Source organism: Streptomyces sp. PH9007 (assembly GCF_059813725.1).
Map to the genome: position 1 here is coordinate 4,219,011 of NZ_CM187440.1, position 14,332 is coordinate 4,233,342.

The 14,332-nt window shown below is 74.3% G+C and carries 15 protein-coding genes; 6 read left to right on the plus strand and 9 right to left on the minus strand.

Features of this window, described 5'->3' with window-relative positions; translation table 11 throughout:
* Positions 1–12: 12 nt before the first annotated feature.
* The 8 genes from ACTFAP_RS19505 to ACTFAP_RS19540 form a co-directional block, all read right to left on the minus strand.
* Entirely contained in the window at positions 13–855 is an 843-nt protein-coding gene (locus ACTFAP_RS19505; protein ID WP_495681719.1) for a PHP domain-containing protein, read from the minus strand.
* Between the two features lie 13 nt (positions 856–868).
* Entirely contained in the window at positions 869–1,525 is a 657-nt protein-coding gene (locus tag ACTFAP_RS19510) for a DUF6758 family protein (RefSeq protein ID WP_495681720.1), read from the minus strand.
* A gap of 43 nt (positions 1,526–1,568) precedes the next feature.
* The gene (locus ACTFAP_RS19515; protein ID WP_500466975.1) at positions 1,569–2,153 is read right to left on the minus strand and encodes a suppressor of fused domain protein; all 585 of its coding nucleotides are present in this window, start codon (positions 2,151–2,153) and stop codon (positions 1,569–1,571) included.
* A gap of 10 nt (positions 2,154–2,163) precedes the next feature.
* Complete coding sequence (locus ACTFAP_RS19520; RefSeq protein ID WP_500466976.1) at positions 2,164–3,165, minus strand: DMT family transporter; 1,002 nt, start codon at positions 3,163–3,165, stop codon at positions 2,164–2,166.
* A gap of 20 nt (positions 3,166–3,185) precedes the next feature.
* Positions 3,186–3,464, minus strand: coding sequence for a hypothetical protein (locus ACTFAP_RS19525; protein WP_453857654.1), 279 nt, complete (start codon positions 3,462–3,464; stop codon positions 3,186–3,188).
* Between the two features lie 119 nt (positions 3,465–3,583).
* Entirely contained in the window at positions 3,584–3,811 is a 228-nt protein-coding gene (locus tag ACTFAP_RS19530) for a DUF3107 domain-containing protein (protein WP_030737309.1), read from the minus strand.
* A gap of 123 nt (positions 3,812–3,934) precedes the next feature.
* A complete protein-coding gene (locus ACTFAP_RS19535) occupies positions 3,935–4,579 on the minus strand; it encodes a TetR/AcrR family transcriptional regulator (protein ID WP_390117316.1) in 645 nt (214 codons plus the stop codon).
* 143 nt (positions 4,580–4,722) lie between these two features.
* The gene (locus ACTFAP_RS19540; RefSeq protein ID WP_390117314.1) at positions 4,723–4,986 is read right to left on the minus strand and encodes a hypothetical protein; all 264 of its coding nucleotides are present in this window, start codon (positions 4,984–4,986) and stop codon (positions 4,723–4,725) included.
* 112 nt (positions 4,987–5,098) lie between these two features.
* Here ACTFAP_RS19540 and ACTFAP_RS19545 point away from each other — a divergent pair, with 112 nt between their 5' ends.
* The 6 genes from ACTFAP_RS19545 to moeZ all read left to right on the plus strand — a co-directional run bounded on the left by ACTFAP_RS19545 (position 5,099) and on the right by moeZ (position 12,710).
* Positions 5,099–6,154: an alpha/beta fold hydrolase gene (locus ACTFAP_RS19545; RefSeq protein ID WP_495681724.1), complete on the plus strand. Its 1,056-nt coding sequence runs from the start codon at positions 5,099–5,101 to the stop codon at positions 6,152–6,154.
* 8 nt (positions 6,155–6,162) lie between these two features.
* Complete coding sequence (locus ACTFAP_RS19550) at positions 6,163–7,335, plus strand: DUF3152 domain-containing protein (RefSeq protein WP_500466977.1); 1,173 nt, start codon at positions 6,163–6,165, stop codon at positions 7,333–7,335.
* Between the two features lie 162 nt (positions 7,336–7,497).
* The gene (locus ACTFAP_RS19555) at positions 7,498–9,303 is read left to right on the plus strand and encodes a DUF3492 domain-containing protein (RefSeq protein WP_495681726.1); all 1,806 of its coding nucleotides are present in this window, start codon (positions 7,498–7,500) and stop codon (positions 9,301–9,303) included.
* On the plus strand, positions 9,300–10,340 hold the full coding sequence (locus ACTFAP_RS19560) for a hypothetical protein (protein WP_500466978.1): 1,041 nt from the start codon (positions 9,300–9,302) through the stop codon (positions 10,338–10,340). Before ACTFAP_RS19555 ends, ACTFAP_RS19560 begins: the two co-directional genes overlap by 4 nt.
* Before the next feature lie 122 nt (positions 10,341–10,462).
* Complete coding sequence (locus ACTFAP_RS19565; RefSeq protein ID WP_390117306.1) at positions 10,463–11,419, plus strand: NAD-dependent epimerase/dehydratase family protein; 957 nt, start codon at positions 10,463–10,465, stop codon at positions 11,417–11,419.
* A 112-nt stretch (positions 11,420–11,531) separates the two neighbouring features.
* Positions 11,532–12,710 carry an adenylyltransferase/sulfurtransferase MoeZ gene (gene moeZ / locus ACTFAP_RS19570; RefSeq protein ID WP_030737285.1) on the plus strand — a complete coding sequence of 393 codons (1,179 nt, stop codon included), beginning with the start codon at positions 11,532–11,534 and terminating at the stop codon, positions 12,708–12,710.
* A gap of 39 nt (positions 12,711–12,749) precedes the next feature.
* On the opposite strand, the gene ACTFAP_RS19575 is transcribed toward moeZ, so the two are convergent.
* On the minus strand, positions 12,750–14,324 hold the full coding sequence (locus ACTFAP_RS19575) for an alpha/beta hydrolase (protein WP_500466979.1): 1,575 nt from the start codon (positions 14,322–14,324) through the stop codon (positions 12,750–12,752).
* Positions 14,325–14,332 lie beyond the last annotated feature (8 nt).

Consider the following 14,332-nt stretch of genomic DNA (forward strand, 5'->3'; position numbering starts at 1 on the left):
GCCGGACGGGCGTCAGCCGGTGACCGGCTTGGCGCCGGAGGCCCGGGCCACCAGCTCCTCGTAGACCTCGGGGGCGGTGGTGTTCTCGCCGAGCCGGCACAGCTTGCGCTCGCCGTGGTAGTCGCTGGAGCCGGTGGGCAGCAGGCCCACGTCCGCCGCCAGGGAGCGCAGCGTCGCCCGGGTCGCCGCGTCGTGGTCCATGTGGTCCACCTCGATGCCGTCCAGACCGGCCGCCGCCAGCTCGGCGATCGCCCGGTGGGGGACCACCGCTCCGCGGTGCGCCGCCGCCGGGTGCGCGAAGACCGACACCCCGCCCGCCGCCTTGATCAGCCGGATCGCGGTGACCACGTCCAGTTCGTGCTTGCCGACGTGGGCCCGCCCGCCGTCCGCGATCCACTGCGGGGTGAACGCGTCCGAGACCGTGTCGACCACGCCCGCCTCCACCATCGCCGCCGCGATGTGCGGACGCCCCACGGCGCCCTGCGCCAGCTGCCGTACCCGCTCCCAGGTGATGTCCACCCCCAGCTCGCGCAGCCGGGCCACCATCGCCCGGGCGCGCGGCACCCGGTCGTCACGCACCAGCTCGCGCTCGCGGGCCAGCTCGGGCTCGGCCGGATCGTACAGATAGCCCAGCAGATGCAGGCTGACGTCCCCCATCCGGCAGGAGAACTCGGTGCCGGTCACCAGCGTCAGCCCGGCGGGCAGCGCGGCCAGCGCCTCGGCGTGGCCGCCCACCGTGTCGTGGTCGGTCAGCGCGACGACATCGAGGCGGGCGCCGGCGGCGGCCCGCATCAGCGCGGCGGGGGAGTCCGTACCGTCGGAGGCGGTGGAATGCGTGTGCAGGTCGATGAGCACCCGTTCAGCCTACTCACTGCTCGGCCGAGGGCCGGGTCAGTATCCGCGGGGAGAGCGCCCCGCACGGCAGCAGGTCGAACTCGGAACCGGCGTCCCGCAGATCGGTGAGCAGCAGTTCGTCGTACATCAGCAGTCCCGACTGCTGCGGCCACACCACCGCCCACAGCCAGATGCCCATCGCCTCACCGGCGAACACCGCCCGGTCCTCCGGGGCGTCCGCCACCTGCCACAGGGGGGTGGGCCGCCCGGCCGCCAGCATCTTGACCTGCGGCTGGCTGTCCGTCTTCAGATACGGCCCCGGATCGGGCCCCGGCACCCCCGCGTACCGGGCACCGAGCCCCACGCCCAGCTCCTCGGCGATCAGCAGCAGATCACTGGCGCCGCCCAGCGGCCCGGGGCCCGAGCAGGCCACGACGGACGCGCGCCCTCCGCTGCGCTCGTCCCCGGCGGCGGCCACTCCCGTGAACAGCCAGCCCACCGGCAGCGGCCAGGGCATCCACACCGGGACCTCGGTACGCCCCACGACCACCGCGAGGGCGTCGACGCTGGGCGGGATGATGGGCTGCAGCGGATAGACCGGGCCATGGGCGGAGCACTGCCAGGAGTCGGAGAAGAGCCCGGGCGCGCGTACCCGGCTCCCACACTTCGGGCAACTGAATTCGCCCCTCATGCCACCCAACAGTCCCCGTGTCGCCCTCATCCGTCAAGGAGCGTCACCCGGACAGGGGTACGGCGACACGGTCCGGGGCGCGCAGGTCGGTCCCGTGGGCCAGCCACGCCTCGCGCAGGGCCTGCGGGCCGCGGGCCCGCTGCCAGGCGGTTTCGGCGGGGGTCATGGGCAGCAGGGGGTAGAAGCGCACCGGGTCCTGTGGTTCGGGGAGCGCGAGGTCGGGGACCAGGCCGCCGGGCTCGGCGACCAGGACCGCCTGGAAGGGGGCGCCGGGCCACAGCGGCTCGCCCAGGTCCAGACAGGCGTCGGGGGTCACCACCAGGCCCTCGACCTGCGGTGCGGCGGCCAGCACCGCCAGCGGGCGCAGCACCTGGTCGGTGGCGGGGTGGCCGGCGTGCAGGGTGAGGACGAGTTCGGCGCGCGGGCCGCGCTCGGGGTCGGCGACGCTCGCGGTGAGGTCGGTCATCGCGGACGCCGACATGCCGAGCGTCGCGTACCGCACGAGGCCGCGTTCCCGGTCGGCGAAGCGCAGCACCTCGATGCGGTCCGCACCGAGGAAGGTCACGGCGGCGCGGGCGTCGACCTCGCCGAGGGCCGAGGTCAGCGCGGTCTCGGTCAGCTGAAGCATGGGGGTGAGCCTAGGGCGTGACCGGGGCGCGGCCGTTCTCGGCCCGGATGACCAGGGCCAGGCCGGCGAGGATCACCGCGAGCGCCGGGTAGGCGGCCGGTTCCGGGCGCTGGCTCAGCCAGACGGCGGCGATCAGGGCCGCGATCGGGGCCTCCAGCAGGATCGCGGTGGAGGTCACGGAGGGGCCCAGGCTGCGGACCACGCGGTTCATGAGGGAGTGGCCGAGCAGTTGGGCGGTCGCGGTCAGCAGCAGCAGTTTCAGCCAGGTCTCGCCCGAGTAGCCGCCGAGCCCGGCGCCGGCGATCAGGCAGACGGGCAGCAGCAGCGCGGCGGTGGTGGAGTAGCACAGGAAGGTGTACGCGGTGGTGCTGGTGGTACGGCGTACCTCCGCGCCGATCAGGACGTACACGGCTCCGGCCATGCCGCCGGCCAGGGCGAGGGCGTCGCCGGCCAGCGCGCGGGCGGAGACGGTCAGGTCCACGCCGGTCAGCAGCAGCGCACCGGTGAAGGCGACGCACACGCCCAGCCACACGGCGGCCGGCGGGCGGTGGCCGCGCAGCCGCAGCAGCAGGATGGTCCAGATGGGGGTGGTGGTGACCAGCGCGACGGAGGAGGCGACCGAGGTCATGCTGAGGCTGGGCAGCCACAGGGCGAAGTGCGCGGCCAGGACGGCTCCGGCCAGGGCCGAGAGGACGAGCGTGCGCCTCCCCCGGCCTTCGGCCGGGAGGTGCCCCCAGGTGCGGCGCAGTTCGCGGCGGAGTGTGGGGCGCAGCAGGACGGCGGGGACGAGCGCGGCGGTGGCCAGGGCGTTGCGCCAGAAGGCGATGGCCAGGGCGGGGGCGGCGATGGCGGTGATCAGCGGGCCGGACAGGCCGATGCCGAGGACGGCGAGCGCCAGCAGGGCGATGTCGAGTCGCGGAGCGGTGGCGAGGCCGGTGCCGCCGGCAACCGCCGGGATGGGGCGGGGGGTGGGGGGAGCGCCGGCGGTGGCGCGCGTACCGGAGGCGGGCATTCCCCCACTGTAAGTGCCGACTACGGCGTTGGTGCTGACGGTCCGGGGAGTGGACGGGTACGCGGACGGGCCAGCAGGGAGACCAGAACGGCGGAGACGGTCGCCGCGCCGGCGAGCGTCGCCAGCGGGGCGCCGGGGCCCAGCACCGCGTGCACGATCCCCCAGCCCACCAGGCCCGCCACCGCGCCGGTGGCCAGGGTCAGCGCACGGTGCGGGAAGTCCGCGCGCGGGCGGCGGCCGGTGGCCGCTCCCGCGACCGCGAGCCCGACCATCATCGACAGCAGTGTCAGCACGATCACACCCGCCTCCTACCACCGGCGGAGAACGGCGAAACGGCGGCCCAGGAGTTCACCGGGCCGCCGTTTCCGCTGTTCAGCGTGCGTTCACCGCACCATCACCGAGCGCGTCCTCCGACACTTCACAGGGCTCCGAAGCCCACCCGGCGCACCGCCGGCTCGCCGATCTCCACGTACGCGATCCGGTCGGCGGGGACCAGGATCTTGCGCCCGTGCTCATCGGTCAGGCTCAGGAGCTTGCTCTCGCCGGAGAGCGCCTCGGCAACGGCGGTCTCCACCTCCTTGGCAGACTGCCCGCTTTCGAGAGCGATCTCGCGCGGCGTGTGCTGAACGCCGATCTTGATCTCCACGGCTTGTCCCTCCGCTGGTCACTGACGTGCTGACGTGCGCGATGGCCCGCGCCGTGTACGTAGTACGTACCCTGCACAGGTTATCCGGGCGCCCTCGTGCCCGGTCCGCGGTGGGCCACGCCCTCAGCGAACAGCGGCCGCGTCGCCCTGCATCGGGAAACCCGCGATGCCGCGCCAGGCCAGGGCGCCGATCAGCGATTTCGCCACCTCGCGCGGCACCGGCTGCCCGGAGCTGAGCCAGTGCCTGGCCGTGACCTGTGCCATGCCGCACAGGCTCACCGCCAGCAGCATGGACTCCTCCTCGGGCAGGTCGGTGTCCTCCGCGATCACGGCGCCGACCAGCTTCGCGCAGTCGAGGGAGACCTGGTCCACCCGTTCGCGCACCTGCGGCTCGTTGGTCAGGTCCGACTCGAAGACCAGCCGGAACGCGCCGCCCTCGTGCTCGACGTAGTCGAAGTAGGCGTTCATGGTGGCGGCCACCCGCGCCTTGTTGTCGTGGGTGGAGGCCAGGGCCTGGCGCACCGAGCGCAACAGCGCCTCGCAGTGCTGATCGAGAAGTGCCAGATACAGATCGAGCTTGCCCGGGAAGTGCTGGTACAGGACCGGCTTGCTCACGCCGGCGCGGTCGGCGATGTCGTCCATCGCCGCCGCGTGGTAACCCTGGGCGACGAACACCTCCTGTGCCGCGCCCAGCAGCTGGTTGCGACGGGCCCTGCGCGGCAGGCGGGTGCCGCGGGGCCGAGCCTCTGTGTGCTCGATGGCGCTCACGCCGCCTCCCGGTGAGTGGTCGATGTCGTCCCGTCCGATCGCGTCGACCGGGTTCGACTCGCCATCGTACGTTCGGGGCCACGGCCGCCGCGTACTCTCACCGCAGGATTTCACTGGGTGGACACCCGGTCCGTCCGGCCCGGTCAGGACCGGTACTCCTCGTCACCAGGATCCACCACCCGCGCCTGCTCGGCCTCGTCGGCCGGGTCCACCTCGTCATGGTGACGCCCGGCGACCGGGGAGTCACGGCGCTGCAGCAGTTCGAGGCGCTGTTCGACGGCGTCCGCCTCCGGGGCCTCGGGGTCCTCGGAAGCGCGCCCGCGCCCGTAGCCCTCGTTCTCGTCCTGTTCCGCCTCGTGCGCGAGGAACTCGTCGAGCCCCTCGGGCTCCCGTGGATCAGCAGTCATGACGCTCCACCTCCCGGAGGACCGGTTGGGTGTCTCCCAGCGTAGGAGCCGAAAGCGGCGATGGCGAACGGGGCCCGCGAGGGTCCACGATGCGGACTCGTAATATTGCGCCATGCCATCCACCGAAGAGCCCCGGGCACGGAACACTTCGGACCCGTCGTCCCCGGCGGCGTCACCGTCGACCCCCGCGCCCTGGCCGCCGGAGCGGGGCACCGATGTCTCCATGGAACTGCGCGACGGTGAGACCTCGGGGTTCCTCGAACTCCCGGCGTCCGGCACCGGGCCGGTGGGCGGCATCACCCTGGCCCTGCGGGGTCGCGTCCCGGAGCGGGAGGGGCTCGAACCCGCCCTCTTCGTCCACGGCCTGGGCGGTTCCTCGCGCAACTGGTCCGCGGTGATGGCCCGGCTCGGCGGCGATGTCGAACCGCTGGCCGTCGACCTGCCGGGGCACGGCGCCTCACCGCCGCCCGCAGACGGCGACTACTCCCTGTACGCGCACACCCGGGCCGTCGTCCGGGCGGTGGCGGCCGGCGGGCGCGGCCCGGTGCATCTGGTGGGGCAGTCGCTCGGTGGCGCGGTCGCCACCCGGGTCGCCGCGCTCCGCCCCGACCTGGTGCGGACGCTCACCCTCATCTCTCCCGCGCTGCCCGAAGTGAGAGTGCCGCGCACCGCGTTGCCCACCGCGCTGCTGGCCGCCCCCGGGGTGGCGCACCTGTTGCGCCGACTGGCGCGCGATCTGCCGCCGGCGAACCGGGCCAGGGATGTCCTGGCGCTGACGTACGGCGATCCGCAGCGCATCGCGCCGGAGGAACTCGCCGCGGCGGCGGCCGAGTTCGAGCGGCGGCAGGCGCTGCCGTACTTCTGGGAGTCGCTCAGCCGCAGCGCGCGAGGACTGGTGAACGCCTATACGCTGGGCGGGCAGCAGTCGCTGTGGAAGCAGGCGGAGCGGGTGCTGGCGCCCACGCTGCTGGTGTACGGGGGCCGGGACAAGCTGGTGTCGGTACGCTCTGCGCGGCGTGCGGAGCAGACCTTCCCCGACGCCCGGTTCGTGCTGCTGCCGGAGGCAGGGCACGTGGCCATGATGGAGTTCCCGGACGTGGTGGCGGATGTATTCCGGGAACTGCTGGCCGAAACCGGGACCACCGATCACGAAGACGGCCACCACTGAGGAGCCGCATGAACCGCCATGACGCCGCAGGATCCGCGTCCCCGCACCGCGTGGGGCGGGACGCGACCGGCGGCACGCCGCGGCAGGAGTACGTCGACGCCTTCAGCGACGAGCAGTACGGGCAGCCGCTGCCGGTCCCCGGGCCGCGCCGGGGCGAGCCGGGGGACGGGGCGACCAGCGGGGCGTCCACTGGGGCGGATGCGGAGGAGCCGGCCGGCCGGGACCGGGAGCCGGACCCGGAGCCCGGGACGGAGACCGGGGCCGGGGCCGAGGCCGGGCACCGTACGCCGCAGTCGCGGCCGGGCCGCAGACGGCACCGCGCGGTCCGCGGGCGGGCGGCGCGGCGCGGCGGCTGGGGCCGTACGGTCACCGGGGCGGCGGCCGCCGCGGTGGCGGTCGTGATGACGGTGGTCGTCGCGGGGGAGATGCACGGCGGGGTGTCGTCGGCGAACGGCGACGCGGCCGACCGGCGCCCGCATCTGGGACAGCAGGACCTGCCGCCGGGGGACGCCGGTGAGGCGGGCTCGGCGCCGGAGGGCGAGGCCGGGGAGGCACCCGAGCCGGATCCCGAGCCGACGTACGACGAACTCATGGAGACCCGTTTCCCGCTCGACCCCGATCTGACGGGCGATGGCGAACTGGTGCCCGTCAGCGGCAGCGACCCGGCCGCCGACCCCGACGCGATGACCGTGCTGCGCTACCGGGTGGACGTGGAGGCGGACATCGGGCTGGACCCCGAACTGTTCGCGCAGGCGGTGCACCGCACCCTCAACGACCAGCGCAGCTGGGGCAACAACGGGGAGCGCTCCTTCGCCCGGGTCTCCTCGGGCGACCACGACTTCGTGATCACGCTCGCCTCGCCCGGCACCACCGCCGAGTGGTGCGACAAGTCGGGGCTCGACATCCGGCAGACCAATGTCTCCTGCGACTCGGCCAGCACCGAGCGGGTGATGATCAACGCCTGGCGCTGGGCCCAGGGCGCCGAGACCTACGGCGACGAGATGCACGCGTACCGGCAGATGCTGATCAACCACGAGGTGGGGCACCGGATCGGCTACGGCCATGTGGGCTGTTCCGCCGAGGGGGCGCCCGCCCCGGTGATGATGCAGCAGACGAAGTTCCTGACCTGGACGAACGGGCTGACCTGCCGACCCAATCCGTGGCCGCACCCGGAAAACTGACCCGGGCTCCGCGCCTTAACGACTGAACTCCCTCCAAAGTCACGTTTCTTCACCCCTTCTGGTGGTGTGGCGGACAACCGTCCGTCGTGCCTGGCTCATCCGGACATACCGTCTTCCCGCTGATGTCCAACCGAGTCCCAGGCATCCAGGGGAGGTGCGCCGGTGCGTATCGCACTGCTGACCGAGGGTGGATACCCCTTCGCACAGGGCGAATCCGTGGTCTGGTGCGACCAGTTGCTGCGCGGACTGGCCACCCACGAGTTCGAGATCTGCGCGCTCAGCCGCAGCAGGAGCCAGAGTTCCGGGCCCTGGCGCGAACTGCCGCCGAACGTACGGCGGGTGCGCACCGCTCCGTTGTGGGGCCAGCCGCCGCGCGGTAACGGCGCGGGCGGGCGGCCCTCGCGCCGACTGGGCCGCCGCTACGCCGAGCACTTCGCTGAGCTGACCGCGGCGCTGTGCTGGGGCGAGCCGGGCCCCGACCGGCTGCCGAGCGGGCAGGCGGACCGTTTCGCCGCCGGGCTGTACGGCATGGCGGGCACCGCCGTCGAGTTCGGCGGGCTGAGCGGCTGGCTGCGCTCGGAGGAGGCGGTGCGCGTCCTGGAGGCGGCGTGCCGGGCACCGGGGGCGCCGCGCGCGGTGCACGCGGCGCAGGTGCCGGATCTGCTGGCGGTCACCGAGCGGCTGGAGCGGGCGCTGCGTCCGCTCTCGCTCGACTGGTACGGCTCGGGCGCGGACGGCGACGAGGGGCTCGCGGCCATCGATCTGTGCCACGCGGTGGGCGGCGGCCCCGCGGCCCTGCCCGGCCTGCTGGCGCGGCACTTCTTCGACACCCCGCTGCTGATCACCGAGTACGGGGTGCGGTTGCGCGAGCACTATCTGAGCAGCGCGGCGAGCGCCGCGCGCGCCGCCCACGCGGTGCCACCCACGGCGGCGGGCGCCCCCGTACGCGCCCTGCTGGCCTCCTTCCAGGCCCGGCTGGCCCGCGAGGCGTACGCCCGGGCCACCCTGATCACCCCTGGCAACACCCATGTGCGGCGGTGGCAGGAGCGCTGCGGCGCCGACCGGGACCGGCTGCGCACCGTCTACCCGGGCCTGGACGCCCGGCCGTTCCTGAAGGTGGGGGAGGGCGAGGCCGAGCGGGCGGCGCGGCGCGGCACCCCGGAGCGCGAGCCCGCAGCGGCGCCGACCCTGGTGTGGGTGGGCCGGGTCGCGCCCGCCAAGGACCTGGTGGGGCTGCTGCACGCGTTCGCCGAGGTGCGCCGGGCCGAGCCGGCGGCGCGGCTGCGGATCGTGAGCGGGGCGCCGGGGGACGCGGGGTACCTGGCGCACTGCCGCGCGATGGCGGCCCAGCTGTTCCCCGCCGAGTCACCCGACCCGTACGCGGCGGGCGTCAGCCCCGTCTCCTTCGAGGAGACCGGCGGCCCCGAGCTGCCGAGTCCGGCCGCCGCGTACGCCGCCGGGAGCGTGTTCGTCCTCTCCAGTTCGGTGGAGGGGTTCCCCGTCCCGCTCATCGAGGCGATGTTCAGCGGGCGCGTGGCGGTATGCACCGAGGTGGGCTCGGTGTGCGAGGTGATCGGTGGCACCGGCCTCGTGGTGCCCCCGCACAACCCGCGTGCGCTGGCGGACGCGTGCGTCGCGCTGTTGCGTGACCCGGCGCGCAGGGCCCGGCTGGGGGCAGCGGCGCGGGCCCGCGCCCTGGAACTGTTCACCATTGAGCGGAACGTGGCGGCGTTCGACCAGATCTATCTGGAAATGATCTCGACCGGTCCGGTGCGCCGTCCCGTCACCGAGCCGGCCACCGACCCGGACGTCCCGTTCGCCCGCCCCGCCGAGAGCCATCTCGCGGCGCCGGTCCCGGCCGCACCGCCCGGCTGGGCCATACCGGCCCTGGGCGCCATGACCGAGCAGAGCCCCGGCCACTGCCCCGGTCCCGGCGGTCCCGGCCAGGGCCCCGGTGATCCCGCGTGACCGCCCCGGCCGACCCCGTACGGGTGCTGCTGCACCGCCACCGCGAACTGTGCGAGCACGCCACCGACCCGCTGGAGATCGCCGCCGCGCTGGAGGCGTACGGCCTGACCGACGCCGGGGCCGCCCGGTTCCGGCACCGCGATGTGTTCTCCCTGGCAGAGGAGCTGTATGCGCGTACCCCACGCCCCGGGGAGCATCCCCAGGGCCCCGCCCCCGACCTCCGTCCCGGCCGGTCCCGCCACCGCGGGCACCGTGACGCGGCCCGGCCGGCGCAGCCCCTCCGGCCCCCGGGCCGGAAGAAGGCACTCGCCCCGGGCGGCCCCGTCCGTCCGCTGTTGCCACTGTTCCCCGCCGCGCTGGTCTCGGCGGGTATGGCGGTGGCGGACGCCAGGGCCCAGGCCGCGCTCACCGCGGCTGCCGTAGTGGCCGCCGGATTCCTGCTCTACGGGCGCGGCAGGCCCCGGATCGCCGCGCTGTGCGTCCTGCCCCTGCTGGCCCTGCTGTGGCACCGGGCGGGTCCCGGCGCGCTGCTGCCGCCGGTGGCCGCGGTCGCCCCGGCGGTGTGGTGCCGCGACTGGTTCGCGGCCCGCGCCCGGCGCCGGCTGGCGGCCAGCCGCAGTCTGAAGGAGTTCGCCGCCGCGGTGCGGCACCTGCTCGGCGCCGCGCTGCTGCTGTTCACCCTCTGCCTGGCCGCTCTGCGGGCCGCCCTGTGGCCGCTGCTTCCCCCGGCGGCGACCACCTGGACGGTCACCGGGCAGAGCGTCGCGCTGGGCGTGCTGCTGTTCCTGTCCGTCCTGCTCGCCGCGCACGGCTTCCACCGTGCGGCGGCGGCCGGGCCGCTGGCGGCCTGCGCCGCCCATCTGCTGCTCGCCGTCACGGCCCCGCCGGCCGAGGCCCTCCTGCACGCCGCCGCCAGCGGCGCGACGGCGGTCCTCCTGCTGATCCCGGCCGGCCGTGCGCTGGTGGCGGCCTCCGCCCATCACCACGAACACCCCCACCCTCGCGGCCGGCCGCCGCGGCCACGCACGCACCACTGACGGCCGGCCCGTACGTCCCCTCATCCCCCCCGACCCCACGCACCCGCGGAAGCAAGAGGAGCAATCCCCCCCATGACCACACCCCCCCTCACCCGTGACCTCACCGCAGGGGAGACGATCCGATGAGAGTCCTCCTGCTGGGCGCCAGCGGCTACGTCGGCCGCTTCGTCGCCGAACGGCTCCTCGCCGACCCCGCCGTCCACCTCACCGCGCTGGGCCGCGGCGACGAGGCCGACGTACGGTTCGACCTCGCCACCGGCAGCCCCGGCGCCCTGACCCGCTTCCTGGACGCCGTGCACCCGGGCGTCGTCATCAACTGCGCCGGCGCGATCCGGGGCACCGCCAGCGAGCTGACCCGGCAGAACACCGTGGCCACCGCCACCCTGTGCGAGGCGGTGCGGCGCAGCAGCTGCCGCTCGCGGCTGGTGCACATCGGCTGCGCGGCCGAGTACGGGCCCTCCCAGCCGGGTTCCTCGATCGCCGAGGACGCCCTGGCCCGCCCGGGCGGCCCGTACGGCGTCAGCAAGCTCGCCGCCACCGAACTCGTCCTCGGCTCGGGCCTGGACGCGATCGTGCTGCGGGTGTTCTCGCCGACCGGGCCCGGCACCCCGGCGGGTTCGCCGCTGGGCCGGCTCGCGGACTCGCTGCGGCGGGCCATGCAGCACGGCGACAGCGAGCTGAAGCTGACCGGGCTCGGCGTCCAGCGGGACTTCGTGGACGTCCGCGATGTCGCGCGCGCCGTGCACGCCGCCACGCTCTCGGCGGCGCAGGGCGTCGTCAACATCGGTACCGGCCACGCGGTACGGCTGCGCGAGGCGGCCACGGCGCTGGCCCGGATCTCCGGCTACGGCGGCGCACTGCACGAACTGGACGCGCCGCTGGGCCCGCCCGCGCAGCGCGGCCCCGAGTCGGCGGCCCTGCCGGTGCCGCCGCCGCAGCCCGGCCCGTACCCCGACGGGTGCGGCGCCTGGCAGCAGGCGGACGTGCGCACCGCCCGCGACCGGCTCGGCTGGCGGGCCCGGATCGGCCTGGAGGAATCACTCGCCGACATCTGGATGGAGGCCGCCTGCCGCCTGTAGGAAAGCGGTTCCGGGACGGGCGTCTCACGTACCAGGACGCCCGTCTCGGAATGCCCGGCACCGTGGCACTGTTGTACGCAGAACGTCTGTCCCTATGACCATCGGAGTCCCCGTGTCGCTGCCACCCCTGGTCGAGCCGGCCGCCGAGCTCACCGTCGACGAGGTCCGCAGGTACTCCCGCCATCTGATCATCCCGGATGTGGGGATGGCGGGGCAGAAACGGCTGAAGAACGCCAAGGTGCTCGCGGTGGGGGCCGGCGGCCTCGGCTCGCCCGCGCTGATGTACCTGGCGGCGGCGGGTGTCGGCACCCTCGGCATCGTCGAGTTCGACGAGGTCGACGAGTCGAACCTCCAGCGGCAGATCATCCACAGCCAGGCGGACATCGGCCGTCCCAAGGCCGTCTCGGCCATGGAGACGGTGCAGGGCATCAACCCGTACGTCCAGGTCAACATCCACGACGAGCGCCTCGACTCCTCCAACGTGATGGAGCTGTTCAGCCAGTACGACCTGATCGTCGATGGCACGGACAACTTCGCCACCCGCTACCTCGTGAACGACGCGTGCGTGCTGCTCGGCAAGCCGTACGTGTGGGGCTCCATCTACCGCTTCGACGGCCAGGCCTCGGTCTTCTGGTCCGAGCACGGCCCCTGCTACCGCTGCCTGTACCCCGAGCCGCCGCCGCCGGGCATGGTCCCCTCGTGCGCCGAGGGCGGCGTGCTGGGCGTGCTGTGCGCGTCCATCGGCTCCATCCAGGTGACCGAGGCGATCAAGGTGCTGACCGGTACGGGCGACCCGCTGGTCGGCCGGCTGATGATCTACGACGCCCTGGAGATGACCTACCGCCAGGTCAAGGTCCGCAAGGACCCGGACTGCGCGGTGTGCGGCGAGAACCCGACGGTGACCGAGCTGATCGACTACGAGGCGTTCTGCGGGGTCGTCTCGGACGAGGCGCAGGCGGCGGCGAAGGACTCGACGATCACGCCCCGGCAGCTGAAGGACTGGATCGACGCGGACGAGAAGATCGAGATCATCGACGTCCGTGAGCAGAACGAGTACGAGATCGTGTCCATCCCGGGCGCGCGGCTGATCCCGAAGAACGAGTTCCTGATGGGCAGCGCCCTCGGGGACCTGCCGCAGGACCGGCGGATCGTCCTGCACTGCAAGACGGGTGTCCGCAGTGCGGAAGTGCTGGCGGTCCTGAAGAACGCCGGTTTCGCGGACGCCGTGCACGTGGGCGGCGGCGTGATCGGCTGGGTGAACCAGATCGAGCCGGAGAAGCCCGTCTACTGACGGCACTCCCGGCGGGGTACGGCGAGCGGGGCCGGGTGCCTACGGGCACTCGGCCCCGTCGTCCGGTGTGGCCCCGGCCAGCAGATGGGCGTGCACGGCGGCGCTGACACAGGCGTCCCCGGACCCGTACGCCCCGTGCCCCTCGCCCGCGTAGGTCAGCAGCACCCCGACCCCCGGGCCCAGCGCCTCCCGCATCCGTTCGGCACCCGCGTACGGGGTCGCCGGATCGCCGGTGGTGGCCAGCAGGAGGATCGGCCGGGCGCCCTCGGCGCGCACCCGGGGCTGATCGCGCTCCCCGGTCACGGGCCAGCCCGCGCAGGACAGCAGTCCCCAGGCGAAGTACGGGCCGAAGACGGGCGAGGCCTCCTCGAACTCCGCCATGTGGTCGAGCACGTCGCCCACGGTGGGCCGGGAGGCGAAGTCGGCGCAGTTCACGGCGCGGTTGGCGGCGTGCAGATTGCGGTACGCGCCGTCGCCGCCGCGCCCGTTGTACTGCTCGGCGGCGGCCAGCAGCAGCGCCCCGTTCCCCTCGTCCAGGGCCTGCCGCAGCGCGCGGGTGAGATAGGGCCAGGAACCCTCCGAGTACAGCGCGGACATGACGCCGGTGAAGGCGAGGGACTGGGTGAGCCGTCGCGGCCCGGCGGCCGGCAGCGGCTGCTCCCGCAGCCGGTCGAGCAGGGCGGCGATCTCCTCCTGGGAGGGGCAGCCGCCGGTGGGCCCGCAGGCCGCGAGGTAGTTGCCGAGCGCGAGCTGGAACCCCTCGGTCTGGAGCAGCGCCCGCTGCACCACGTCCCGGGTCGGGTCGACGACGGCGTCCAGGACCGTACGCCCGACCCGCCCGGGATACAGATGCGCGTACACGGCGCCGAGCTTGGTGCCGTAGGAGGCGCCGTAGTAGTGCAGTTGGGAGTCGCCGAGCACCTGGCGCAGCAGATCCAGATCCCGCGCGGCGTCGACGGTGCGCAGCCGCGGCAGGAGCGGGCCGGCGGCGGCCTCGCAGTCGGCGGCGAGCTCCCGGATCCTGGCGGCCAGTTCCTCGCCCTCCCGGCGGTCGCGCGGCACCCCCGGGTCGGCCTGCTCCGCAGCGTCGATGTCGGCGCCGTCCCGGCACACCACGGGCGAACTCGCCCCCACCCCGCGCGGGTCGAAGCTGACCAGATCGAACCCCTGCCGCAGCGTGTCGTACCCGCCGGCCACCCGGGGCAGCGTTGCGACCCCGGAACCGCCCGGCCCGCCGAAATTGAACACGAGTGACCCGATCCGCTCCGTCCCCTCCACGGCCGCCACCCGGATCAGCGCGATGCCCAGGGTCTCGCCGTCCGGCTCGGCGTAGTCAAGCGGCACTGTCAACTCGGCACACTCCCACGGCGCACCGTCGGCGAGCGCCCGCGGCGCGGGGCCCGCGCCCTGTGCGGCGGTGGGCGCCGGGCAGTCGCCCCAGGCGAGCACCTGCCGGGTGAGGGCATCGGGCAACTCCGGCCCGGTGGGGTCCTGCTGGGCGGGCGAGGGCTGGTTGACGCCGGGTATCGGACCGCCGTCGTCCACCCCCGGCCCGGCGGTGCACCCCGCGAGCAGCACGCACCCCACGACCACCGCCCCGACAACGCGCCGCACAGGACCAC

Excerpts from the sequence above, each read along its gene's own strand:
- ACTFAP_RS19520 (WP_500466976.1), bottom strand. The coding sequence starts at position 3,165 with ATGCCCGCCTCCGGTACGCGCGCCACCGCCGGCGCTCCCCCCACCCCC.
- ACTFAP_RS19565 (WP_390117306.1), top strand. The coding sequence starts at position 10,463 with ATGAGAGTCCTCCTGCTGGGCGCCAGCGGCTACGTCGGCCGCTTCGTC.
- ACTFAP_RS19510 (WP_495681720.1), bottom strand. The coding sequence starts at position 1,525 with ATGAGGGGCGAATTCAGTTGCCCGAAGTGTGGGAGCCGGGTACGCGCG.
- ACTFAP_RS19545 (WP_495681724.1), top strand. The coding sequence starts at position 5,099 with ATGCCATCCACCGAAGAGCCCCGGGCACGGAACACTTCGGACCCGTCG.
- ACTFAP_RS19550 (WP_500466977.1), top strand. The coding sequence starts at position 6,163 with ATGAACCGCCATGACGCCGCAGGATCCGCGTCCCCGCACCGCGTGGGG.
- ACTFAP_RS19540 (WP_390117314.1), bottom strand. The coding sequence starts at position 4,986 with ATGACTGCTGATCCACGGGAGCCCGAGGGGCTCGACGAGTTCCTCGCG.
- ACTFAP_RS19515 (WP_500466975.1), bottom strand. The coding sequence starts at position 2,153 with ATGCTTCAGCTGACCGAGACCGCGCTGACCTCGGCCCTCGGCGAGGTC.